Below are 20,992 nucleotides of genomic sequence, written 5' to 3'. Positions count from 1 at the left end.
CCAAACAAGCCGCTAATCCTTCGCTAATCGTCACCGATACAACGCGACCTGGCTTGCTTTCCCAAGGCTCTTATGTGGCTCCCAGCCCACAACGCCGCCTCCCATGCAGGTGGCACGAAACAGAGCTAACCTATTGCCTCGTATAAGGTTTCAAGCCCCGCGTGAATTACATGAAAGGCTTGACACCGGCCATTTTTTGTTGCCTGGCCCACGGCCATTCCCGCCCATGACCACCACATCCCCTGCCCGTCCCGACGTGAATGTCGACCAAGCCGAGCTCGACAAGTTCAGTGCCCTGGCCGCCCGCTGGTGGGATCCGGAAAGCGAATTCAAGCCGCTGCACGCCATCAACCCGCTGCGGCTCGACTGGATACGCGAACAGGCTGGCCCGCTGGACGGCAAGCGCGTGCTGGACGTGGGCTGCGGGGGCGGCATCCTGTCCGAATCCATGGCCAGGGCGGGCGCCACCGTCACCGGCATCGATCTGGCCGAGAAGTCGCTCAAGGTGGCGCGCCTGCATGGCCTCGAATCCGGGGTGCCGGTGGAATACCGCGCCGTTCCCGTGGAAACGCTGGCCGCGGAGCAGCCCGCCACCTACGACATCGTCACCTGCATGGAAATGCTCGAGCACGTGCCGGACCCGGCCTCGGTCGTGCGGGCCTGCGCCGCCCTGGTCAAGCCGGGCGGGTGGGTGTTCTATTCCACCCTGAACCGCAACCCCAAGTCGTTCCTGTTCGCCATCATCGGCGCCGAGTACCTGCTACGCCTGCTGCCGCGCGGCACGCACAGCTACGAGAATTTCATCAAGCCCAGCGAGCTGGCCGCGTCGGCCCGCGAGGCCGGCCTGCAGCCGGTGGCGATGCGCGGCATGGAATACAACCCCATCACGAAGATATACAGCCTGTCGGCCGACACCTCGGTGAACTACCTGATGGCCACCCGCAAATGAGCGCGCTGATCCTGTTCGACTTCGACGGGACCCTGGCCGACACGGCCCCCGACCTGGCCGCCGCGGCCAACCGCCAGCGCGAACGGCGCGGCCTGCAGCCACTGCCCTACGAACGGCTGCGGCCGGTGGCCTCGCATGGCGCGCGCGGCCTGTTGCGCGTGGCGCTGGATCTGGCCCCCGACCAGCCCGATTACGAGCCGGCGCGCCAGCAGTTCCTGGCAGACTACGCGGCCGGATCCACCCGGCACAGCCGGCTGTTCCCCGGCATTGCCGAGCTGCTGGACCGCATCGCGGCTGCCGGCATGGCCTGGGGCATCGTCACGAACAAGGTCACCCACCTCACCGTCCCCATCGTGCAGTTCCTGGGGCTGGCCGAGCGCACCGCGGCCCTGGTGTGCGGGGACACGGCCGAGCATCCCAAGCCGCACCCGGCCCCGCTGCAGCTGGCGGCGCGCCAGGCGGGCTATGAAGTGGACCGCTGCGTGTACGTGGGCGACGACCTGCGCGACGTGCTCGCGGCTCACGCGGCGGGCATGCCGGCAGTGGCTGCCGCCTACGGCTACGTGGGCGAAGATGCCGACGTGACCACCTGGCAAGCAGACGCCTGCGCCGACAGCGTGGCCGCCCTGTGGCCCGCCATACGTTCGGTGCTGCCGGCCGATCTGCGCTGAGCGGCGGGCGGCGTCGCAGCCGTTGCGCCGGATGGCTTTCCGCGTTCGCCCATTGGACGCCGGCATCGACAACTGAAGCTGGCACCAGCCGCTTTATTCCGGCCCCTTCCCCCGCGTAAGCTGGCGCACGGCGCATCGTGCGCCCCTTTTCCCGTGCTCTCCCCGATTCCTTCCTATGGCGCAGCGGCCAACCCGCGGCGCAATTCCATGCTGTTGCCCATCATCCTGCTTTCTGCTGCCGGCTTTACCGTACTGACCACCGAGTTCCTTATCGTCGGCCTGCTCCCCGCCATGGCACGCGACCTGCAGGTCAGCGTGTCGCAGGCCGGCCTGCTGGTGTCGCTGTTCGCCTTCACCGTCGCCGCCACCGGCCCCCTCTCCACCGCGCTGCTCGCCCACGTGGAGCGCCGGCGCCTGTTCGCCGGCGTGCTGGCGCTCTTCTGCGGTTCCAACATACTGGCAGCCGTGGCGCCCAGCTTCGGCCTGATGGCCCTCGCGCGCTTCCTGCCCGCCCTGGCCCTCCCGGTGTTCTGGTCCCTGGCCAGCGCCACCGCCGTCGAACTGGTCGGGCCCGCGCGCGCGGGCCGCGCGATCTCCATGGTGGCCACGGGCATCGTGGCCGCATCGGTATTCGGCATCCCGCTGGGCGTGCTGATTTCCGACGCGCTGGGCTGGCGCGCCGCTTTCGGCATCCTGGCGGCGGTGGCCGGCGCCAAGGCGCTGCTGCTGTACGGCTGGTTCCCGACGCTGCGGCCGGCCGGCGGCACGCTGCGCCTGCGCCAGCAACTCGGCATCCTGCGCAGCCGCACCCTGCTGGGGCATGTCCTGCTCTCGCTCCTGGTGTTCACCGGCATGTTCACGGCCTATACCTACCTGGCCGACATGCTGGAACGGCTGGCCGGCCTGGACGGCCAGGTGGTGGGCTGGACCCTCATGGCTTTCGGCGGCATCGGCATCGTGGGCAACTGGGTCGGCGGACGCCTGGTCGACCGCAGCCCGCTGGGCGCCACCCTGCTGTTCTGCGGCGTGCTGGCGATCGGCCTCGTCCTGGCTGTTCCAGCCATGCGCGTGCCCGGCCTGCTGGCCGCGGCGCTCGGGGCCTGGGGCGTCGCCCAGGCAGCCCTGCTCACCGTCTGTCACGTCCGGCTGATGAAGGCGGCTCCGCAGGCCCCCGCGTTTGCCGCCTCGCTGAACATCTCGGGCGCCAATGCCGGCATAGGCCTGGGCGCAGCCGTGGGCGGCGGCGTGATCGACCACCAGGGCCTTGCCGCGCTCGGCCCCGCGGCAGCCGGCATCGTAGGCCTGGCCATGATGCTGGCCCTGGCCCTCATGGCGGCCGGCCGCTCCCGGCCTGGAGCTCGTCCACACCTGCAAGATCCTGCATAAAAGCGTACAATTAGAGGTTCTTGGGGGCCGATCCGGATTCGACGTGGGTCGCGAAACAACTCAGGGCATGCCGAGCACCAGTAAGCTCGTAAAACCACTGGAAATCTATAAACGCCAACGACGAGCGTTTCGCTCTCGCCGCTTAAACGGTGAGCCGCTGCACCGATCTGTCCTTGGGTCGGGCGGAGGAAGGGCAACCTTCCTAAGGATCTCTGCCTAGGGCCTATACCCCCCGAAGCAGTCCGTCCTGAACCGCAGCAGTGTCATTTACAAGGAATCGGTCGCCGCTGGGGTCACACGGCGTCGGCTTAAATCACGTGAATCGCTCTGGTCCGGCCTGTCGATCGGCTAAGTCCAGGGTTAAATCGAAATAGGTCGACTAAGCATGTAGAACTGGTTGCAGAGGGCTTGCGGACGCGGGTTCAATTCCCGCCGGCTCCACCAATCAACTGTCCAGCGGCGTCCGCTGGAATCCAAAATCCCCAATTACTTCAGGTACTTGGGGATTTTTTTTCGTCCATGAATGTCCGAGGACATCCATATTCATCCGGTTGCCATCAGGGTAGTTTTAGGGACATGGTGAAAAACACACCGCCCTTCTTGCCACTATGCCCCTACGCAACCATGCCCTGAATAATCCTGCCCCTGACCGACGTTGAATGCCGCAATGCCAAGCCCTTCCGCATGAGTTGGCAGGAGTCCATGAAGGCGCTGTTCGGTCCGCCAGCCAAGTCAATTCATAAGACGCGCGGTTGCTACGGGAGATCGTTCAGCTCGTAGCTGGTACTGCGCCCGCCCGCATCCGATTTCCGCAGCACGCCGCGTGCGAGCAGGTCGTTGATGTCGCGCAGCGCCGTGTCCGGCGAGCACCTGGCAATGGCCGCCCACTTGCTGCTGGTGAGTTTACCCTCGAAGCCGTCGAGCAGGCGGTTGAGCAATTTCACCTGTCGCTCCTTCAAAGGTGTGGCCGCCCAGTGCTGCCAGAACCGCGCCTTGGCCAGGACGGCGTCGAGCGTCTGCTGCGCCTGATCGACGGCGCGGTGCAGGGTGTCGAGGAACCAGGCCAGCCACTCGGTGACGTCCATGGACCGCTTCTGGGTGCGCTCCAGGATATCGTAGTAGGCCTTGCGCTCCCGCTGGATCTGAGCCGAGAGGCTGTAGAAGCGCTGCGGGCTGCCGTCGGCACGCGCAAGCCACAGGTCGCCGATGGCCCGGGCGATACGGCCGTTGCCGTCGTCGAAGGGATGCAAGGTCACGAACCACAGGTGGGCAAGCCCCGCCTTGACGAGCGGTGGCTCACCCGAGTCCGCATTGACCCATGCGAGGAAACGACTCGTCTCGGTCTCCAGACGATCGGCTGGCGGTGCCTCGAAATGCACGCGCTGGCGGCCGATGGGGCCGGACACCACCTGCATGGGGCCACTGGTATCGTCGCGCCAACTGCCGACCTTGATTTTGGAAAGGCCCGAGTAGCCGGTAGGGAACAACGCGGCATGCCAGCCGAACAGGCGTTCCCGTGTGACTGGTGCCTGGCAGTTGGCCGTGGCATCGAGCACCATCTCCACCACGCCTTCGACGTGCCGATCCACCGGGGCCAGAGCACCGATGTCCACGCCTAGCCTGCGGGCGATGGACGCGCGCACGGATTCGACGTTGAGCTGCTCGCCCTCGATCTCGCTGGTCTTGACCACGTCTTCGGTGAGCGCCGCCAGACTGGCCTGATCGCGCAGGGCCACGCCCACGTCGGCCAAGCGCCCCAGCAATAAGCCTTGGACGCGACTGACTTCGGCCATGGGGCCAGCGAGCGTCGCCAGGTCGAAGCGCCAGTCCGGCCAGTCACCGGCCTGCCAGATGTACTTGTAATCGACGCTATTCATGCGGAGATTATGGGCTCCATTCTCCGCATGCGCAAGTTATTCACCGCATATAATACGGCGATAGAGGGTGCGATTCCCCGCGCCCCGGGCTGCCTTACCCCGGAATGGGTGTGCTCTTGGTCGAGGGGACGGACGCGGGTTCAATTCCCGATTCCGAATCGAACCCGACCAGAGAAGCATACGAATTTGAACGTCCATATCGGTGACCGATCTGTCAACGCCGACTGAAACGTCCGCACCTCCCTTTGTCGGCGCTCGCGCCGAAGTAAATTTGCCCCCTGGGGTTGAAGGGTTATTGGGCAGCAGTCCGAGCCCGAGACGGGCTGTTGCCGGCCTTGCGCTTGTCCTTGAGCCGATAGCTTTCGCCACTGATCCGCACGATGTGAGCGTGATGCAGAAGGCGGTCGAGCATGGCTGCCGTGAGGGTCTGGTCGTCGGCGAAGGCGCTGGCCCATTGAGGGAAGGACAGGTTGCAGGTCAAGATGATGCTGCCTCGCTCGTAGCGCTTGGCAACCACCTGGAAGAACAGATTTGCTTCATCGCGCCCGAAGGGCAGGTAGCCGATCTGATCCACGAGGAAAGCGACCGCAGCAACAAGAAAGTGAAGTGGTAGCCCTCCCCCTCGAGTCCGGGATGGCAGGTAAAATCGCCCGAAGCGCCCCCTCTTGCCCCACTACCCACGAGGAACATGGCATGAAACCATCCATCGCACTCGATGCGCACCGCAGTGAAATTCGCCGTATCGTCGCTGCGCATCGCGCTGGCAATGCCCGCGTGTTTGGCTCGGCCGCCCATGGGAATGATGTCGAGGGCAGCGACCTGGACATCCTAATCGACCCCACCCCGGAGACCTCACTCATGGATGTCGCCAGAATCCAGGTAGAGCTTGAGCGACTCCTGGGCGTGACGGTCGATGTGCTGACCCCAAGGGCCCTGCCCGAGAAAGTTCTCGCCAAGGTTCTCACCGAGACCGTGCCCGTATGAGCAAGGTGTTACGCATACCAAGGTCGATCTGGAGGTCGTATGGCTCACGATCCAGCGCGATCTGCCTGAGCTGCATGCCCTGGTAAAGCAACTGTCCCGCACTGTCCAACCGTTGCCGCCCACATCCACGGAGCAAGGGGAGTGACGTAGGGATATGGATTTCGGGGAATTTCCTGAAACCCTTTATCCATGCGGCTTTCCAGCAACAGTTAAATTCCCGCCGGCAATTTAGACAGTCCCGTACAGGGATAGGCCGAGACAGCCAGGGCAGCCTGGCTGTCTTTTTTGTCCACAACTGTCTGCGGTTTCGCGCCGAATTCGCACGGAGTTTGGACGGGATGGTTTTTCTGATGCCCCCGGGCGTCCCACCCCGGCGGTACAGGCCTCCGGGACGTTTCCGAAACGGGCAGCCTCAGAGAATGATGCCGCCCGCCGCGTCGATCTTCTGGTCCGACTTGGGCGGCGCAGCCCGCTTGGGCGCCGCCTTCTTGGTTGCCGGCGGGGCCGGCTTGGACAGGCGCGCGATGGACCCCTTGCCAACCGCCCCCAGCTCGCCCGCCACGACGGCACCGTACGCCACCTTGGCCTTGATCTCGCCGATCTTGATGGAGGCGACCTTTTCTTCCGTAGCGCCGAGATTCTCGCCGGTATCCGGGTCGATCAGCGCTTCGCCGGTGGCGTAGATATCGAAAACCTGGCCTTCCTCGACGCTGCCCATGCCGCGATTGATGATCACGCGCCCATTTTGTACGGCCACCACCTTGGCCGGATTCACGATTTCGACGATGTCGCCCAGCATTTTTGACTGGAATCGCTCCATCGCGGCGTCGATCCGGTTGCCGCCGGACGCGAAGGACGCGGAATCCGACCACTTGACGGCCCGGGTGGCTGCTTCGACCAGCGTATAGCGTACGGCCGCCTTGGTGGAATGCGAGACCTCGCGGCTGGACTCGCCGGTAAGGTCTATGTTGGTCTCCTGCACATGCGTCGCCACATTCGCCTGGGTCAGATTGACGATGAGCAGGAAATCGGCACCCGCCGCCTGGCCGAGGCGGGCCCGCTCCTGGTCGGAAACGTTGTCGCTGGCCAGGAAATCGTTCTCCTTCTCGAAGGCTGCGTCATTGCTGCGGTCCAGCACCGTGAAGCGGCCGCTCTTGACCAGTTGGTCGGTAACCGACTGGCGCAGATCCGCCGCCAGGCGGCTGCTGCGCAGCTTGCCGGTCGTGACCACGGCGATGCTGTCGCGATCCAGCTTCGGCGTCCTGGCCTTGTATTCGAACTTCTCGATCGTGACGGACAGCTCGACCATGCATCCTTTGCTGCCGCCGCATTCCTGCTTGACCACCGAATAGCCCTTGACCTTGCCTTGGGCACGCACGTCGTTCGTGCTGCCGATGCCCGCCTCGACGGTAGTCTTGCTGGACGCCGAAGCCTGTGCCGATGTGGCGGCATTCAGGTTTTGCTCATTCTTGGTGACCGAATCGGAGATCAGGCCGCTCTCGGAGTTCTGTTCGGCGAGTTTGGCGTCGAGATTGCTCGATGCCTGCCCCTCGGCATCACGCTTGACCTGCACATAGGCCTTCGGGCTGGCCGATTGCGTCGCAACCGAGGCGCCGTTCACCTGCTTGATGGCATTGCCCAGGGCCGACTCCACGGCCTGCTCGAACGTGTCGCCATAGCCCACGGCGGGCACGGTGACATCCTCGGCGTGTGCTACCTGCCCCGCGCACAGAAGCGCGGCGCCCAGTATCCATACTCTCATGATCAATCCACTCACGGAAAAAAGACCGCCTGCTCAGGCAGGCGGTCGGTCGTCATCAGGGTCTTACCAGCTCACGGTGCGGTTGTCGCCCCGCTTGATGATGGCCTCTTCGCCTTCCCAATAGGCAAGACCGTTATCCAGGTTGGTGAGGGTCAGCTGGAAGTAGTAATCGACCTGCTGGGTCCGGCTGTCGACGCGGTTGTTGCGCTGGAGGATCTTGCCGGACAGCGAGAAATCGGGCGCCACGACGCGGCCGTTTTTCTTGACGGTGGCCTGGTTCATCATCTTGGACCCCTTCAGGGCGCGCGACTTGGCCGTCATCGCGTCTTCGGGGCCATCGAGGCCCACGGCCGTCGTGATCACGAAGCGGCCCGAATTCAGCAGGCTCACGCGGATTTTCTTGACCAGTTGATCGGTGTCGATCCGCTGCGCCGTATCGTTGGTGATGCTCGACATGGCGATGACGAAGCGTCCGCCTTGCGCAGCCTTGGGATGCACCATCAAGGGCGAGTTGAGCATGTCATTCACCATCTTGCCCGCTGCGGATTCGAAATCCTTGTAGTCGAGACCCATGACGGCGACGGTGTCGTTCTTGGTGTCGACGTAATGCGTGGTGGTGGCGCAACCGGCCAGCGTAGCGGCGAAGACGATGGCGGAGAGGGAAAGCTTCAGATTCATGATCTACCTTGCAGGGTGTTATCGGGAGGCGAGAACGTCTACGCGGGGCGGCATTGCCGGATTGATGGCGCGGACATACACCAGCACGGGCCGCTTCTCGCTCGGCAGGTCGACCACGATGTCTTCGTGGCCGGGAACGCCCAGGGTCAGCCGGTTGGACGCCGGATACGGAACCGACGCCAGCTGGAAATTGTTGGGCAGCGTCGACCAGCCGCGCAGGTCCGCCTGCGTGGATATCGCCTGGGCCACGGCGGCCAGGGAACCCAGCAGCGGATTCGAGTCGTTCAACTGCTTTTGCATCACCGTCTTGGCGGTTGCACGCACGATCTCCTTGATAAGGATGCCGTTGAATCGGGTCTTGAATTCGCCGCGCACGATCATGTCCATGTCGGCCAGCATTTGGGTTTGCTGGCGGCCGATGGTCAGGTACGGATAGGCCGGCGTGCCTTCCTTCATGATGGGCAGCGCCATGCCGGTGTACTTGACGTTGCCGCTGACGAGAAAGAGCGGAAGGTCGACGCGCAGCTCTTCCTTGCGCGCCGCCGTGCCGTTCTCGAAAAGTACCCAGACTGCCGGCTTCAACTTGCCCTTGTTGCGCCGGGCGGCTTGCATGTCGATCTGCACCTGGGTGTTGCGCGTGAGCGCGTATGCGCGTTCCAGGCTGCTCTCCGCCTTCTCCATGTCAGCCGGGCCTTCGCCGTTGAACAGGAAGTACAGCCCATGGAGATAGACCACCGCGGGGTTTACATAGCCGGCATAGGGCTCCCACTGGGACAGGTCCACGCCCGATTTCTTCAGCGCTTCCGAAGATCCTTCCAGGCTGCGGTTCACGAGGTCGACGTTCCCGCTTTTCCCGATCTCGTCGCGCTGCTTGGCGATTTCCTGTTCGAAGTGCTCCGCGGCGCGCCGCTGGCGATCGTCGCTGCGGTTCCACTCGACGCGCGCATTGGCGAAGTCGCCGTCGCGCCAGAAGTTCAACGCCTTATAGGTATTGAGCATGACCGTTTCGTACACGGCCGGGCTGTACGGCAGGACGTTGTCATTGGCCAGCATCGACAGGGCCTGGCTGCCTGCGCTCGCGACGACATTCCGGGTGTCGTCGTCCTTCATCAGCGATTCAGCGCCGTCGAACATCTTGGTGGAACGCTCGGTGAGGCCGCTCTGGCGCAGCAGCGTGCCCGCTTCCAGCGCCCATAGCAGGTCGGTGGGTTCGCCATCCTGCGGACCCGCGGCGTTTACGGCGCCGCTCGTCGCGGCGGGCAGATTCCCCAGCCCGAGCTCGCGCGAAAAATCCTTGCGCGCCTGGGGATTGGCACACCCGGCCAGGACGCAAACCAGGCCGACAGCCATCAACCTCCTCATTCAAACCTCCCGTGGAATATATTGCTAATCGTGACAATTTCTGCATTATTTGAACACGCAGCCCGGGATACGGCAACTATTAGAATTATTTTGAATATTACAGAAACATAAGGCCGACATAGCCCCATGGCGTGCCGGCTTCGCAAGAAACCGACGCAGGGCTATGCGTTTGTCGGAGTCACCCGGCCGTTGCCGATGCGGGCTGAGGGGTCAAACCTCTCCCCGCTTCCTTCTGTGCTCGGGAAAGGCGCGCAGCCACGCGCTACCATGGACGGAAAAGCAAGCCGGAGGAGACCCGATGAAACCCCGCATTTCCGTATTGACCCTCGGCGTCGACGACCTCGAACGGGCCGTGGCGTTCTATCGCGACGGGCTGGGCCTTGCTACGCAGGGCATCGTGGGTACCGAGTTCGAGCACGGCGCCGTGGCGTTCTTCGACCTGCAGGGCCAGCTCAAGCTCGCGCTGTGGGCGCGCGAGAATATCGCGCACGACACCGGCCTGCCCAGGGCCCGGCCCTGCCCCACCGGCTTCACGATCGGGCACAACGTGTCGTCGCGGCAGGAAGTGGACGAGGTGATGGAGCAGGCCCGCAGGGCGGGCGCCACCGTCGTCCAGCCCGCCCACGACACGTTCTGGGGTGGCTACGCCGGCTATTTCCAGGATCCCGACGGGCACGTGTGGGAAGTGGTCTGGAACCCGGCGCTGCTGCCCGCGGACTGAACCGCAGCCCAACGGTACGGCGCTGCGGCGCCTCAGCAGTTCCCTTTCTTGGCCTGGCCCGGCGGGCAGAACCCGCCGCCGCCATAGCCGCCCCGGTCGGGATCGACCACCACGGCGCCGTGAGGCGTATAGACGGCACAGCCCGCCAGGGAGACGAGCAGGAAGGTACAGAGCAGCAAACGTGTCATTTCAAAGGCCTGATTGTTCTGGGTGACGGGAGTGTAGGTCGCGGCCGTGCAACAGGGCTTGGCCAATCGTAACGGAGCCCGGTTTGCCGGGCCCCGCTTCTTCGGCTGAGGCGGAAATGCCACAATAAGCGCCTCGCGCCCCCGGGCGAGGCCTCCGATTCCGCTTCGATTCCATGACCCCTTCCCTTCCCCGCATCGACCCCGAACGCGCCGGCCAGCTGGAGTGCTGGCGCGTGCAGACGCCTCATGGCACGGCGCTCATGGCCCGGCAGGGCGCACAGTTGCTGAGCTATGCCACCGCCGACGGCCGGCCGGTGGTGTGGCTCTCGGAGCGCGCGGACCTCTCGCCCGGGACACCGGTGCGCGGCGGCGTGCCGGTGTGCTGGCCATGGTTCGGCGTCTATGCCCGCAATCCCCAGGCCGTGCGGGATACCGTGGAGGCGCCCGAGGATGCGCCCTCCCACGGCCTGGTACGCGCGCGCGACTGGACGCTGACGTCGCAGGCGGTACGGGGCGACATGGCCGAGCTGGTGTTCGACTGCCACCTGCCCGAGGGCCTGGGGCCGTGGCGCCACCCGGTGCGGCTGACGCTGTCGGCCAGCTTCGGCCAGACGGTGCGGCTGGCGCTCACGACGGAAAACCTCGGGGCACGGCCGCTCACGCTGAGCCTGGCCCTGCACACGTACCTGGCCGTGTCCGACAGCCGGCAGGTGTCCGTCACCGGCCTGGAAGGGCTGCCCTACCTGGATACGACGCAAGACTGGCAAGCGCGACACCAGGACGGGCCGGTGCGGATCGACGGCGAGACCGACCGCATCTACCTCGGCGTGGATCGCCCCGTCGAGATCCACGACCCGCAGTGGCAGCGCACGCTGCGCCTGAGCGCGAGCGGTTCGCGCTCAGCCGTCGTGTGGAACCCCTGGGTGGACAAGGCGGCCCGGCTGAGCGACTTCGCGCCGGACGCCTGGCAGCGCATGCTGTGCGTGGAAACGGCGCGCATCATGGACGACGTGCTCGAGCTGGCGCCAGGCACCGCCGAGACCGTGGCTGTGGAAATCGCCGTGGTTCCCGCCGCGGGGCCTGCGGCGGCATGAGCACGCGCCACCAGGACGGCAGCCCGGCTCCGGGGCACGGCATCCAGGCGCAGTTCCGCCTGCGCCTGTACCGCGAAGGCGCGATCGCCATCGGTCCGGGCAAAGTGGCGCTGCTGGAAGCGATCGAACAGTCGGGCTCCATCACGGCGGCGGCGCAGCAGCTCGGCATGTCGTACCGCCGGGCCTGGCTGCTGGTGGACGAAGTGAACCGCTCGTTGCGGCAGCCCGCCGTCGAAAGCGCCACGGGCGGTGCGCGCGGCGGCGGCACGCGGATCACCGATACGGGCCGGGAGCTCATCCGCCGCTATCGCGCCATCGAGGGGGCCGCGCGCGCCGCGGCCGCCGAGGAACTGGCCGCACTGCAGTCGATGCTGGCACCCTAACTGCGCCGCCGCGGGCGCCCGGGTTGCCCTCCATGGCTGCCTGACGGATTTCGTTGTATTCTCCGGTATATGACGAATCTGCTTGCCGCCTTCGACTGGTTCCCGCTGGTCCTTTCGCTCAAGGTGGCGGCGGTGGCCACGCTGCTTGCGCTGCTGGCGGGCGTGGGGCTGGGCTGGCTGTTCGCGCGGCGCCCGTTCCCGGGCAGCACGCTGCTGGAGTCGGTTTGCATGCTGCCCCTGGTGCTGCCGCCCACGGTGATCGGCTATGCCATCCTGGTTGCGGCCGGCCGGCACAGCCCGCTGGGCAACTGGCTGCGCACCCACCTGGATTACTCCCTCATTTTCAATTGGCATGGCGCCGTGGTGGCGTCGGCCGTGGTGGCGTTGCCGCTGGTGCTGAAGTCGGCCACGGCGGCCTTCGCCGGCATAGACCGTACGCTGGAGGCGGCGGCCAGCACGCTGCGCCAGTCCCGCTGGTCGGTATTCGCGCGCGTGACGCTGCCGCTGGCCTGGCCCGGCATCCTGGCCGGCACGCTGCTGGCGTACGCCCGCGCCATGGGCGAATTCGGCGCATCGCTGATGGTGGCGGGCTCGATCCCCGGCCAGACGCAGACGCTGTCCATGGCCATCTACGACGCCGTGCAGGCCGGCCAGGACGACCTGGCCCTGCTGCTGGTGGCGGCGACGTCGCTCATTTCCGTACTGATCCTCACGGTGTCCAACCGCTATCTCTCGCTACGCTGAGGAATCCCATGCCCCGCCCCCGTGCCGCCTGCGTGCTGCTGGCCACACTGCTGCCACTGGCCGTCCATGCCGAAACGCTCACCGTCTCGGCGGCGGCCAGCCTCACCCAGGCCTTCACGGAGGTGGCCCGTCGGTTCGAGATGCAGGAGCCGGGAACCACGGTGCGGCTGAATTTCGCCGCGTCCGGCACGCTGCTCCAGCAGCTGCGCCAGGGTGCGCCGGTGGACGTCTTTGCCAGCGCCGACCAGGACACCATGGACCGCGCCGCCGCAGAGCAGCTCATCGACCCGGCCAGCCGGCGCGATTTCGCCCGCAACGACCTGGTACTGGTCGTGCCCGCGCAAGGCGGTGCCGCCATGGAGGCGCTGCAGGCGCTCGCCGGCGATGCGGTCAGGCGCATCGCGATAGGCCGCACGGCCACTGTGCCTGCGGGCCGCTACACGCAGCAGGCGTTGGAATCTGCCGGGCTCTGGACGACGCTGCAGCCCAAGTTCGTGCAGGCCGCCAGTGTGCGCCAGGTGCTGGATTACGTCGCGCGCGGCGAAACCGATGCCGGGTTCGTCTACCGCACCGATGCGGCGCTGATGCCGGATGCGGTGCGCATCGCCCTGACGGTCGGCGGACACGAGCCGGTGTCGTATCCGGTGGCCGCGGTGGCCGGCAGCTCCCGACCGGAACTGGCCCGGCGCTTCGTGGACTTCCTGCAGGGCGGCGCGGCGCGTCCGGTGCTGGCCCGCTACGGCTTCGGCCAGCCATGATAGACCTGGACGTGCGCCTGCAGCTGCGCGACGGCCCGCGGCGATTCGACCTGGCGGCACGCGTGGCCACCGATGCGCAGTTCGTGGCGCTCTACGGGCCTTCGGGGTCGGGCAAGTCCCTTACCCTGCAGGCCATGGCAGGATTGCTGCGCCCGGCTGCCGGCCACGTGCGGGTGGCGGGCCGTACGCTGTTCGACGCGGTCCAGGGCATCGACCTGCCCGCCCCCGCCCGCGGCGTGGGTTATCTCTTCCAGCACTATGCGCTGTTCCCGCATCTGTCGGTGCGCGAGAACGTGGCGTTCGGCCTCACCTCCTGGCGCCGCCGGCGGCTCGCCCCCGAGACAGCGGCACGCGTGGACGCCCTGCTGGCCCGCTTCGGACTGGAGGAACTGGCCGGCAGCCGCCCCGCCACGTTGTCGGGCGGCCAGCAGCAGCGCGTGGCGCTGGCCCGCGCCCTGGCGTGCGAGCCGCGCCTGCTGTTGCTGGACGAGCCTTTTGCCGCGCTGAATCCCATGCTGCGCGTCGCCATGCGGGAGGAGCTTGCGCGCGTGCAGCGCGAATGGCGCATTCCCGTGGTGATGATCACGCACGACATCGACGACGTGCTGGCGCTGGCCGACGCGGCGTGCCTGTTTGAACAGGGCCGGGTGGTGCGGCAGGTGGACCTGCGCAGCGATCCCGGCCTGGCGCGCGAGGCGCTGGGCGCCGCGCCGACGCCGGACACGCCGCAGCGGCGCCACCTGCGTGCACTGCTGGAGGGAGGCGCCAGACACCAGGTGAACTGACCCCTCAGGTTTCCATCAGGATTTCTTCTCGGGCACGGTCCAGAAATAGACCGTGCGGCCGTTCACATTGAGCGTCTGGTCGGGTGGCCAGTCGCCCATGTCGAACGCGTGGGACACGATGCGGGTGCCCGGCTTGAGCTCCAGCAGCTTGGGCCGCAGCTTGAGGTTCAGCGACGGCAGCAGATACAGGCTGATGACCGTGGCTTCGGACAGGTCCTGCTCGAACAGGTCTCCCTGGATGAACTTCACCTTGTCGGTGACGTTGTGCTCCTTGGCATTGGCGTTGGCCTCCTGGATGCGCTGCGGGTCGATGTCGACGCCCACGCCGCGCGTGCCGAACTTGCGCGCTGCCGTGACCGGGATGATGCCGTTGCCCGAGCCCAGGTCGTAGAGCACGTCGTCGGGCCCCACCTTGGCAACCTCGAGCATGGCGTCCACCACCTCCTGGGGGGTGGGGACGAAGATGACGTCGGGCGTGCGGGTAGGAGCGGGGGTCTGGGCGGCAGCGGGAAATGCGACGAAAGCGGTAACGGCAACGACACTGGCAAGCAAGGAACGGAAGGTCCTCATGCGGAGCTCCTGTAGGTTGAGGTCGACGCACCGGACGGCTGCCGGTGCGGTTGGCGCTTCTCCGGACGGCGTGCGAGCGCCGTTTCCCAGGCTCGCCGCGGACGGCTGCCCCCCTATCGTTTCTGACTTTACGCTGAACATTATTCATAGGAGGCACCAAACCCGGTTGCCTGATAGTCCGAAATTTTTGCCCGATCATGCAAACGACCCGGGAAAACGCCTTTGTTCCCGCTGGTTGAATCCAGGCATGCAACTTGCGTACGCGCACTCCCCCATATCTGTGGGCGCCTGCCCCTGGAGTGCACGATGTCAGCCAATCCCGACCGTCCCGCCCTGCTCATCACCGGCGCCTCAGGCAACCTGGGTGCGCCCCTGGCCCGGTATCTCTCGCAGCAGTACCGCATCATCGGCCTGGACCGCAAGGCGCGCGACGACCTGGGATTCCCTGTTTTCGAAGCAGACCTGGCTTCCGAAGATTCGGTACGGCAGGCCATCGCGCAGGTGGCACAGGCCTGCGGCGGACGGCTGGCCGCGGTGATCCACCTGATCGCCTATTTCGATGCCACCGGCGCCGACAGCCCGCTGTACCGCACCGTGAACGTGGACGGCACGGCGCACCTGCTGCGCGCACTGCGCGACGCCTGCAAGGTGGAGCGCTTCGTCTATGCCAGCACCATGCTGGTCCATGCGCCGGGCAAGCCGGGCGAACTGATCGACGAGGACCAGCCCTACGGCCCGCAATACGTCTATCCCCGCTCCAAGCTGGAAGCCGAGGAGGTGGTGCGCCGAGAGCATGGCGACATACCCTACGTCATCCTGCGGCTGGCCGGCGTCTATGACGAAACCACGCTGGTGCCCACGCTGGCCCAGCAGATCGCGCGCATCTACGAGCGCGACTTCGAGAGCTATTTCTACTCCGCCTCCAACCAGGTGGGCCAGGCCATGCTGCACCGGGACGACCTGCACGAAGCCATACGCCGGCTGCTGGCCCGGCGCCGTGGCCTGCCGCCCGACCTGGAGCTGCTGCTGGGCGAAACCGAGGCGCTGGGCTATGACGCCCTGCAGGACGAGATCGGCCGCCTGGTGCACGGCATCCACGACTGGCCTACCATCCGCGTGCCCAAGGCCGTGGCCACCGCCGGCACCTGGCTGCGCGAGAAGCTCGAACCGCTGGTGCCGGACGCGCTGGACCAGGGGGAGAAGCCCTTCATCAAGCCCTATATGATCGCGATGTCGGACGCGCACTATGCGCTGGACACCAACCGGGCCGAACAGTCCCTGGGCTGGCGCCCCAGGCACCGGCTCAAGCGCGTGCTGCCGGCCATCATCGCGCGGCTCAGGCAGGACCCGCTGGCCTGGTACTGCGCCCAGGGCATCAAGGCGCCTGCCACCTTGCGCGAAGCGGCGGACTACCCGGACGGCGCTGACGCGCTGCAGGAACGCGCCATCTGGCTCTACCGGCAACAGCATGCCAGGCACCGCTGGCCGCACATGGTGAACGCCGGGCTGGGCACATGGCTGCTCTGCCAGCCGCCGCTGGTGGGCGTGGAAGAACCGCTGCTGCGCGCGACGGAGATGGTGCTGGGCGTGCTGCTGGTGGTCTTCGCCTGCCTGGCCATGAGCTGGCGGCTGGCCTTCGCCCGCTGGGCATGCGCGGGAATCGGCGCACTGGTGATGGCCGCGCCGTTCGTATTCTGGACCGCCAACGGCGCGGCCTACCTGTCGGATACGCTGGTGGGCGCGCTGGTATTCGGCCTCGCGGTGGCGCTGCCGCCGGAACCGGGGCCGACGCCCCTGGCCCGGCTGACCGGCCCCGACACCCCGCCCGGCTGGACCTACAACCCCTCGGAATGGACCCAGCGCGTGCCCATCATCGCGCTGGCGGTGGTGGGCCTGTATGTGTCGCGCTACCTGGCGGCCTACCAGATGGAGCAGATCGACCATGTCTGGGAGCCCTTCTTCGCGGGCAGCCCCGATGATCCTCGCAACGGCACCGAGGAGATCATCACCTCCAGCGTATCGCGCGCCTGGCCGGTACCCGACGCAGCGGTCGGGGCCTATACCTATGCGCTGGAGATCCTCACGGGCGTGGTGGGCTCGCGGGCCCGCTGGCGCACCATGCCATGGCTGGTGGTCATCTTCGGGCTGATGATCGCCCCGCTGGGCATCGTCTCCATCACGTTCATCATCATCCAGCCCATCGTGATCGGCACCTGGAGCACCCTGGCGTTGATCGGCGCGGCAGCCATGCTGGTGCAGATCCCGTATTCCCTCGACGAGCTGCTTGCCACCTGCCAGTTCCTGCAGCGCCGGCGGCGCGCCGGCCGCTCGCTGCTGCGGGTGTTCCTGTTCGGCGATACCGACGACGGCGCGCCGGCGCCGCGCAAGGACGAGTTCAGCCAGCGGCCGCAGTACATCCTGCGCGACTGCCTGCGCGGCGGCGTCGGCATGCCGCCCACGCTGTGGGCGGCGGCCGCCCTGGGGGTCTGGCTGATGACGACCCGCCTCACCCTGGGCAGCAGCGGCACCCTGGCCGACGTGGAGCACGTGGTGGGCGCCCTGGTGCTCACCGTGATCGCGGTGGCCGCCGCCGAGGTGGCCCGGCTGGCGCGGCTGCTCATCGCCCCGCTGGGCGTGGGGCTGGCCCTGGCTGCGCCGCTGTACGGCGACAGCCTGGTCCAGATTGGCGCCGACGTGGTGGTCGGGCTGGCGCTGGTCGCGCTGTGCCTGCCGCGCGGCCGCATCGACGCCAAATATGGCGCCTGGGAGCGGGCGATGCTGTGATCAGGCGGCAGGGCCTGCGACCGGCCCCGTATAGAGGCGCGAGCGGTTGCGGCCCTGCACCTTGGCGAGATAGAGCGCCTGGTCGGCACAGGCATAGACCGTGTCGAACCGGGTGCCGTGCTCGGGGCTGCATGCCACCCCCAGCGATATGGTGAGCCGCACGCCGTTCGGCATCTCGGCATCGGCCACGAGCAGGCGCAGGCGCTCGGCCAGGCGCATGCCGGCCTCCCCGTCGGCATCGGGCAGCACGACCACGAACTCTTCGCCGCCCAGCCGGGCGGCGAGATCCTCGCTACGGGCATTGGCCTGCAGGATCATGGCCAGCTGGCGCAGTACCTGGTCGCCATACGGATGGCCGTAGGTATCGTTGATCCTCTTGAAATGGTCTATGTCCAGCGTGACCACGGCGGCACGGCGGTGCGGCCCGAATACATGCGCCAGCCCCGCCTCCAGGCCGCGGCGATTGAGCAGTCCGGTCATGGGGTCGGTGGCGGTGGCGCGCTGAAGCGTGCCCATCTGTTGCGTGACCGAAGCGATGCTCTTGAGCAAGGCCCGCCGCAGCTCGGCCGCCTCCAGGTACCAGCCCCTGATGCTGCGCACCGTACCCTCCATGCCCGGCGCCTCCAGCCGGCTGGCCGCCAGCGCCAGCTGGTTGAGCGGGCGCGCGATGAGCCGCGACATCCACCAGCTTCCTAGCAACAGCAGCAGGCCCACCGGAGAGGCGTACAGCAGGGTCCGCCATTGCAGCGCATCGGCGCGCGCCAGGATCTCCTCGGCCGGGCTTTGCACGACCACGCCCCACTCCACTGCCGGCACGTAGGCGTATCCCGCCACCATGTCGATGCCGCGCCGGTTGACGTAGCGCATGGCCCCGGAGCCGCCCTTGAGCACGGTTTCCGTGATGGGTTGCCTGACTTCCACGCCGATCAGGCTGGGATCGGGATGGTAGAGGATCATGCCTTCCCGGTCGAACGCATACGAATAGACGCCGCCGTGGAAGTCCTGCGGCCCGAGGATGCCGCGCAGGATGACGCCGTCGTGCAGGTAGATGTAGCCCGCCACATAGCCTCCCGGCCCGCCGTCGGCGTCGCGCAGGGGATGCACGAGCGCGACGACCCAGCGCCCCGCGCTATCGCGGAACGCCCTGGAGGTGGGCGGCGGCACGACCGTGGCGGCGGCGTCGGCTGCCGCCACCGCAAGGCTGGCGTGCGCGGGCCCCGCATGCGCGCCGCGCGGCGCAGTCGCGCGCACCTGGCCGGCGGCATCGACCATCACCAGCACGTTGAAGAGATCGGAGGCCGTCGCCAGGCCGTCCAGCACGCGCTGCGCCGCGAACGAATCCGGCTGGCCCTGGATGGACTGCACCGCGGTTGCCAGCAGCCTGCGGCAGCTGCTCACGTAGTTCTCGGTGACCTGGGCCAGGCGTTCGGCAAACATCTGGTTGGCCGAACGGATGTCCTGCAGGAGCACCTGCCGCTTGACCACATAGCTGGCGTAGAACATGCCAGCCACGGCCACCGCCACGAAGAACAGGCAGGCTGCAAGAATCAGGCTGCGCAGGCGCACGGGCTTGGACGTCATCTAGGGTGGGGGCGGCATGGTCAAACCCGATGATAGCCACGCCGCGAGGCCGCGCCAACCATCCCGGCCTGCTGGTGTCCGTTCCATCGCATACAATCCCGGCCCCCGCGGCAGGCGCCAGCCGCCGCACCCGACGCCCATCCATTCCCGCGGTTCCCGTACCGCCCGCGTCCGCCCCGGTGGCGAAGCGCGCCCTTTTCGAGCTTGTTCCCATGTTGATGCCATCCCTCCGCCAGCAATGGCTGGGCAACGTGCGCGGCGACCTGCTGGCCGGCCTGGTCGTGGCCCTTGCCCTCATCCCCGAGGCGATCGCCTTCTCCATCATTGCGCAGGTCGATCCCAAGGTCGGCCTGTATGCCTCGTTCTGCATCGCCGTCGTGATCGCCTTCGCGGGGGGACGCCCGGGCATGATCTCGGCCGCCACCGGCGCCATGGCCCTGGTCATGGTGGACCTGGTGCGCGACCATGGCCTGCAGTACCTGCTCGCCGCCACGCTGCTCACCGGCGTGTTCCAGATCATCGCCGGCCTGCTGCGGCTGGGACGCCTCATGCGTTTCGTGTCGCGCTCGGTCGTTACCGGCTTCGTCAACGCGCTGGCCATCCTCATATTCCTGGCGCAACTGCCGGAACTCGTGGGCGCGCCATGGATGGTGTACGCCATTACCGCGGCCGGCCTGGCCATCATCTACCTGCTGCCCTTGCTGACGCGTGCCGTGCCCTCGCCGCTGGTATGCATCGTGCTGCTGACCGCCGTTTCCATCGCGCTGGGGCTGGACATCCGCACGGTGGGCGACATGGGCCAGCTGCCCGACAGCCTGCCTGTGTTCCTGCTGCCCGACGTGCCGTGGAACCTGGAGACGCTGGCCATCATCGCCCCCTATGCCCTGACGCTGGCGGTGGTGGGACTGCTGGAGTCCATGATGACCGCGACCATCGTGGACGATCTCACCGACACGCCCAGCAACAAGAACCGCGAATGCGCCGGACAGGGCCTTGCCAACCTCTGCGCGGGCCTGCTCGGCGGCATGGCGGGCTGCGCCATGATCGGCCAGTCGGTCATCAACGTGAAGTCGGGCGGGCGCGGGCGGCTGTCCACGCTCACCGCCGGCGTGGTGCTGCTGATCCTGGTGGTGTTCCTGGACGACTGGGTGCGCCGCATTCCCATGGCCGCGCTGGTGGCGGTGATGATCATGGTTTCCATCGGCACTTTCAACTGGCGATCGATACGCAATCTGCGCAGCAACCCGCCCAGCTCCAGCATCGTCATGCTGGCCACCGTGGTCGTGGTGGTGGCCACCCACGACCTGGCCAAGGGCGTGCTCGCGGGCGTGCTGCTCAGCGCCCTGTTCTTCGCCGCCAAGGTGGGAAGGCTGCTGCACGTGGTTTCGGAGGAGCCCGATCCCGGCAGAGTGCGCCGCTACACCGTATCGGGGCAGGTGTTCTTCGCGTCGGCCGACAAGTTCGTGCAGGCTTTCGATTTCAAGGAAGCCGTCGCACGGGTGGTGATAGACGTGCGCCGCGCGCATTTCTGGGACCTCACCGCCGTGGAGGCCCTGGACAAGACCGTATTGAAGTTTCGTCGGGAAGGAACGATAGTGGACGTGGAAGGACTGAACGAGGCCAGCGCCACCCTGGTCGACCGCTACGGCCTGCATGACAAGCCCGACGCGGTCGTGGATCCGGCCAGCCACTAGCGCGGATGGCCCTATAAGAGG

Annotated in this window: 19 protein-coding genes, 1 other RNA gene and 1 pseudogene; 13 read left to right on the top strand and 8 right to left on the bottom strand. The window is 66.8% G+C overall.

Going from position 1 to position 20,992, the window contains the following annotated elements; translation table 11 throughout:
• Positions 1-226 precede the first annotated feature (226 nt).
• From ubiG to ssrA, 4 genes are all read left to right on the top strand, one after another.
• Positions 227-949: a bifunctional 2-polyprenyl-6-hydroxyphenol methylase/3-demethylubiquinol 3-O-methyltransferase UbiG gene (gene ubiG / locus ACYBYQ_RS06550; protein WP_459617960.1), complete on the top strand. Its 723-nt coding sequence runs from the start codon at positions 227-229 to the stop codon at positions 947-949.
• Entirely contained in the window at positions 946-1,620 is a 675-nt protein-coding gene (gene gph, locus ACYBYQ_RS06545; protein ID WP_459617959.1) for a phosphoglycolate phosphatase, read from the top strand. The genes ubiG and gph overlap by 4 nt, the downstream gene beginning before the upstream one ends.
• A 207-nt stretch (positions 1,621-1,827) precedes the next feature.
• The gene (locus ACYBYQ_RS06540) at positions 1,828-3,006 is read left to right on the top strand and encodes an MFS transporter (protein WP_459617957.1); all 1,179 of its coding nucleotides are present in this window, start codon (positions 1,828-1,830) and stop codon (positions 3,004-3,006) included.
• A gap of 23 nt (positions 3,007-3,029) precedes the next feature.
• Positions 3,030-3,450, top strand: a transfer-messenger RNA (tmRNA) gene (ssrA, locus tag ACYBYQ_RS06535).
• Between the two features lie 311 nt (positions 3,451-3,761).
• Here ssrA and ACYBYQ_RS06530 read toward each other — a convergent pair.
• Positions 3,762-4,883, bottom strand: coding sequence for a Fic family protein (locus ACYBYQ_RS06530; RefSeq protein WP_459617955.1), 1,122 nt, complete (start codon positions 4,881-4,883; stop codon positions 3,762-3,764).
• Between the two features lie 292 nt (positions 4,884-5,175).
• Positions 5,176-5,460: pseudogene (locus tag ACYBYQ_RS06525) on the bottom strand (ATP-binding protein); the annotation flags it as partial.
• Between the two features lie 116 nt (positions 5,461-5,576).
• Here ACYBYQ_RS06525 and ACYBYQ_RS06520 point away from each other — a divergent pair.
• A complete protein-coding gene (locus ACYBYQ_RS06520; RefSeq protein WP_459617953.1) occupies positions 5,577-5,867 on the top strand; it encodes a nucleotidyltransferase family protein in 291 nt (96 codons plus the stop codon).
• 412 nt (positions 5,868-6,279) lie between these two features.
• Here ACYBYQ_RS06520 and ACYBYQ_RS06515 read toward each other — a convergent pair whose 3' ends face one another.
• The 3 genes from ACYBYQ_RS06515 to ACYBYQ_RS06505 all read right to left on the bottom strand — a co-directional run bounded on the left by ACYBYQ_RS06515 (position 6,280) and on the right by ACYBYQ_RS06505 (position 9,657).
• Positions 6,280-7,629: a CsgG/HfaB family protein gene (locus ACYBYQ_RS06515; protein ID WP_459617951.1), complete on the bottom strand. Its 1,350-nt coding sequence runs from the start codon at positions 7,627-7,629 to the stop codon at positions 6,280-6,282.
• 63 nt (positions 7,630-7,692) lie between these two features.
• Complete coding sequence (gene lpoB / locus ACYBYQ_RS06510; RefSeq protein WP_459617949.1) at positions 7,693-8,307, bottom strand: penicillin-binding protein activator LpoB; 615 nt, start codon at positions 8,305-8,307, stop codon at positions 7,693-7,695.
• A gap of 18 nt (positions 8,308-8,325) precedes the next feature.
• Complete coding sequence (locus ACYBYQ_RS06505; protein WP_459617947.1) at positions 8,326-9,657, bottom strand: COG3014 family protein; 1,332 nt, start codon at positions 9,655-9,657, stop codon at positions 8,326-8,328.
• Positions 9,658-9,967: 310 nt separating this feature from the next.
• On the opposite strand from ACYBYQ_RS06505, the gene ACYBYQ_RS06500 reads away from it, so the two are divergent.
• Positions 9,968-10,390 carry a VOC family protein gene (locus ACYBYQ_RS06500; RefSeq protein ID WP_459617945.1) on the top strand — a complete coding sequence of 141 codons (423 nt, stop codon included), beginning with the start codon at positions 9,968-9,970 and terminating at the stop codon, positions 10,388-10,390.
• A gap of 32 nt (positions 10,391-10,422) precedes the next feature.
• Here the strand turns inward: ACYBYQ_RS06500 and ACYBYQ_RS06495 are convergent, their stop codons facing one another.
• Positions 10,423-10,578 carry a hypothetical protein gene (locus ACYBYQ_RS06495; RefSeq protein ID WP_459617943.1) on the bottom strand — a complete coding sequence of 52 codons (156 nt, stop codon included), beginning with the start codon at positions 10,576-10,578 and terminating at the stop codon, positions 10,423-10,425.
• Positions 10,579-10,751: 173 nt separating this feature from the next.
• Here ACYBYQ_RS06495 and ACYBYQ_RS06490 point away from each other — a divergent pair, with 173 nt between their 5' ends.
• The 5 genes from ACYBYQ_RS06490 (at position 10,752) to ACYBYQ_RS06470 (ending at position 14,342) form a co-directional block, all read left to right on the top strand.
• Positions 10,752-11,672, top strand: a complete 921-nt coding sequence (locus ACYBYQ_RS06490) for a D-hexose-6-phosphate mutarotase (protein ID WP_459617941.1) — start codon at positions 10,752-10,754, stop codon at positions 11,670-11,672.
• Positions 11,669-12,055: a winged helix-turn-helix domain-containing protein gene (locus tag ACYBYQ_RS06485; protein ID WP_459617939.1), complete on the top strand. Its 387-nt coding sequence runs from the start codon at positions 11,669-11,671 to the stop codon at positions 12,053-12,055. The genes ACYBYQ_RS06490 and ACYBYQ_RS06485 overlap by 4 nt, the downstream gene beginning before the upstream one ends.
• Before the next feature lie 69 nt (positions 12,056-12,124).
• A complete protein-coding gene (gene modB, locus ACYBYQ_RS06480; protein WP_459617937.1) occupies positions 12,125-12,799 on the top strand; it encodes a molybdate ABC transporter permease subunit in 675 nt (224 codons plus the stop codon).
• An 8-nt stretch (positions 12,800-12,807) separates the two neighbouring features.
• Positions 12,808-13,557 (top strand): molybdate ABC transporter substrate-binding protein, encoded by a 750-nt coding sequence (modA, locus tag ACYBYQ_RS06475; RefSeq protein WP_459617935.1) that lies wholly within the window; start codon positions 12,808-12,810, stop codon positions 13,555-13,557.
• Positions 13,554-14,342 carry an ABC transporter ATP-binding protein gene (locus ACYBYQ_RS06470; RefSeq protein WP_459617933.1) on the top strand — a complete coding sequence of 263 codons (789 nt, stop codon included), beginning with the start codon at positions 13,554-13,556 and terminating at the stop codon, positions 14,340-14,342. Before modA ends, ACYBYQ_RS06470 begins: the two co-directional genes overlap by 4 nt.
• Positions 14,343-14,357: 15 nt before the next feature.
• On the opposite strand, the gene ACYBYQ_RS06465 is transcribed toward ACYBYQ_RS06470, so the two are convergent.
• Entirely contained in the window at positions 14,358-14,912 is a 555-nt protein-coding gene (locus ACYBYQ_RS06465) for an SAM-dependent methyltransferase (RefSeq protein WP_459617931.1), read from the bottom strand.
• A 306-nt stretch (positions 14,913-15,218) separates the two neighbouring features.
• Between ACYBYQ_RS06465 and ACYBYQ_RS06460 the strand changes: the two genes are divergently transcribed.
• On the top strand, positions 15,219-17,696 hold the full coding sequence (locus ACYBYQ_RS06460; protein WP_459617929.1) for an NAD-dependent epimerase/dehydratase family protein: 2,478 nt from the start codon (positions 15,219-15,221) through the stop codon (positions 17,694-17,696).
• Here ACYBYQ_RS06460 and ACYBYQ_RS06455 read toward each other — a convergent pair whose 3' ends face one another.
• On the bottom strand, positions 17,697-19,277 hold the full coding sequence (locus tag ACYBYQ_RS06455; protein WP_459617927.1) for a diguanylate cyclase: 1,581 nt from the start codon (positions 19,275-19,277) through the stop codon (positions 17,697-17,699). It abuts the gene before it with no gap.
• Positions 19,278-19,489: 212 nt separating this feature from the next.
• Between ACYBYQ_RS06455 and ACYBYQ_RS06450 the strand changes: the two genes are divergently transcribed.
• Positions 19,490-20,971 carry a SulP family inorganic anion transporter gene (locus tag ACYBYQ_RS06450; RefSeq protein ID WP_459617925.1) on the top strand — a complete coding sequence of 494 codons (1,482 nt, stop codon included), beginning with the start codon at positions 19,490-19,492 and terminating at the stop codon, positions 20,969-20,971.
• Positions 20,972-20,992 lie beyond the last annotated feature (21 nt).

This window comes from Bordetella sp. 2513F2, assembly GCF_054642735.1.
The sequence above is the reverse complement of the archived record's forward strand: the minus strand, read 5'-3'. Positions and strand labels throughout refer to the sequence as shown.

Bases quoted from the DNA above. Each gene is read 5' to 3' on its own strand.
- ubiG (WP_459617960.1), top strand. From the start codon at position 227: ATGACCACCACATCCCCTGCCCGTCCCGACGTGAATGTCGACCAAGCC.
- gph (WP_459617959.1), top strand. From the start codon at position 946: ATGAGCGCGCTGATCCTGTTCGACTTCGACGGGACCCTGGCCGACACG.
- ACYBYQ_RS06540 (WP_459617957.1), top strand. From the start codon at position 1,828: ATGCTGTTGCCCATCATCCTGCTTTCTGCTGCCGGCTTTACCGTACTG.
- ACYBYQ_RS06530 (WP_459617955.1), bottom strand. From the start codon at position 4,883: ATGAATAGCGTCGATTACAAGTACATCTGGCAGGCCGGTGACTGGCCG.
- ACYBYQ_RS06520 (WP_459617953.1), top strand. From the start codon at position 5,577: ATGAAACCATCCATCGCACTCGATGCGCACCGCAGTGAAATTCGCCGT.
- ACYBYQ_RS06515 (WP_459617951.1), bottom strand. From the start codon at position 7,629: ATGAGAGTATGGATACTGGGCGCCGCGCTTCTGTGCGCGGGGCAGGTA.
- lpoB (WP_459617949.1), bottom strand. From the start codon at position 8,307: ATGAATCTGAAGCTTTCCCTCTCCGCCATCGTCTTCGCCGCTACGCTG.
- ACYBYQ_RS06505 (WP_459617947.1), bottom strand. From the start codon at position 9,657: ATGGCTGTCGGCCTGGTTTGCGTCCTGGCCGGGTGTGCCAATCCCCAG.
- ACYBYQ_RS06500 (WP_459617945.1), top strand. From the start codon at position 9,968: ATGAAACCCCGCATTTCCGTATTGACCCTCGGCGTCGACGACCTCGAA.
- ACYBYQ_RS06495 (WP_459617943.1), bottom strand. From the start codon at position 10,578: ATGACACGTTTGCTGCTCTGTACCTTCCTGCTCGTCTCCCTGGCGGGC.
- ACYBYQ_RS06490 (WP_459617941.1), top strand. From the start codon at position 10,752: ATGACCCCTTCCCTTCCCCGCATCGACCCCGAACGCGCCGGCCAGCTG.
- ACYBYQ_RS06485 (WP_459617939.1), top strand. From the start codon at position 11,669: ATGAGCACGCGCCACCAGGACGGCAGCCCGGCTCCGGGGCACGGCATC.
- modB (WP_459617937.1), top strand. From the start codon at position 12,125: ATGACGAATCTGCTTGCCGCCTTCGACTGGTTCCCGCTGGTCCTTTCG.
- modA (WP_459617935.1), top strand. From the start codon at position 12,808: ATGCCCCGCCCCCGTGCCGCCTGCGTGCTGCTGGCCACACTGCTGCCA.
- ACYBYQ_RS06470 (WP_459617933.1), top strand. From the start codon at position 13,554: ATGATAGACCTGGACGTGCGCCTGCAGCTGCGCGACGGCCCGCGGCGA.
- ACYBYQ_RS06465 (WP_459617931.1), bottom strand. From the start codon at position 14,912: ATGAGGACCTTCCGTTCCTTGCTTGCCAGTGTCGTTGCCGTTACCGCT.
- ACYBYQ_RS06460 (WP_459617929.1), top strand. From the start codon at position 15,219: ATGTCAGCCAATCCCGACCGTCCCGCCCTGCTCATCACCGGCGCCTCA.
- ACYBYQ_RS06455 (WP_459617927.1), bottom strand. From the start codon at position 19,277: ATGACGTCCAAGCCCGTGCGCCTGCGCAGCCTGATTCTTGCAGCCTGC.
- ACYBYQ_RS06450 (WP_459617925.1), top strand. From the start codon at position 19,490: ATGTTGATGCCATCCCTCCGCCAGCAATGGCTGGGCAACGTGCGCGGC.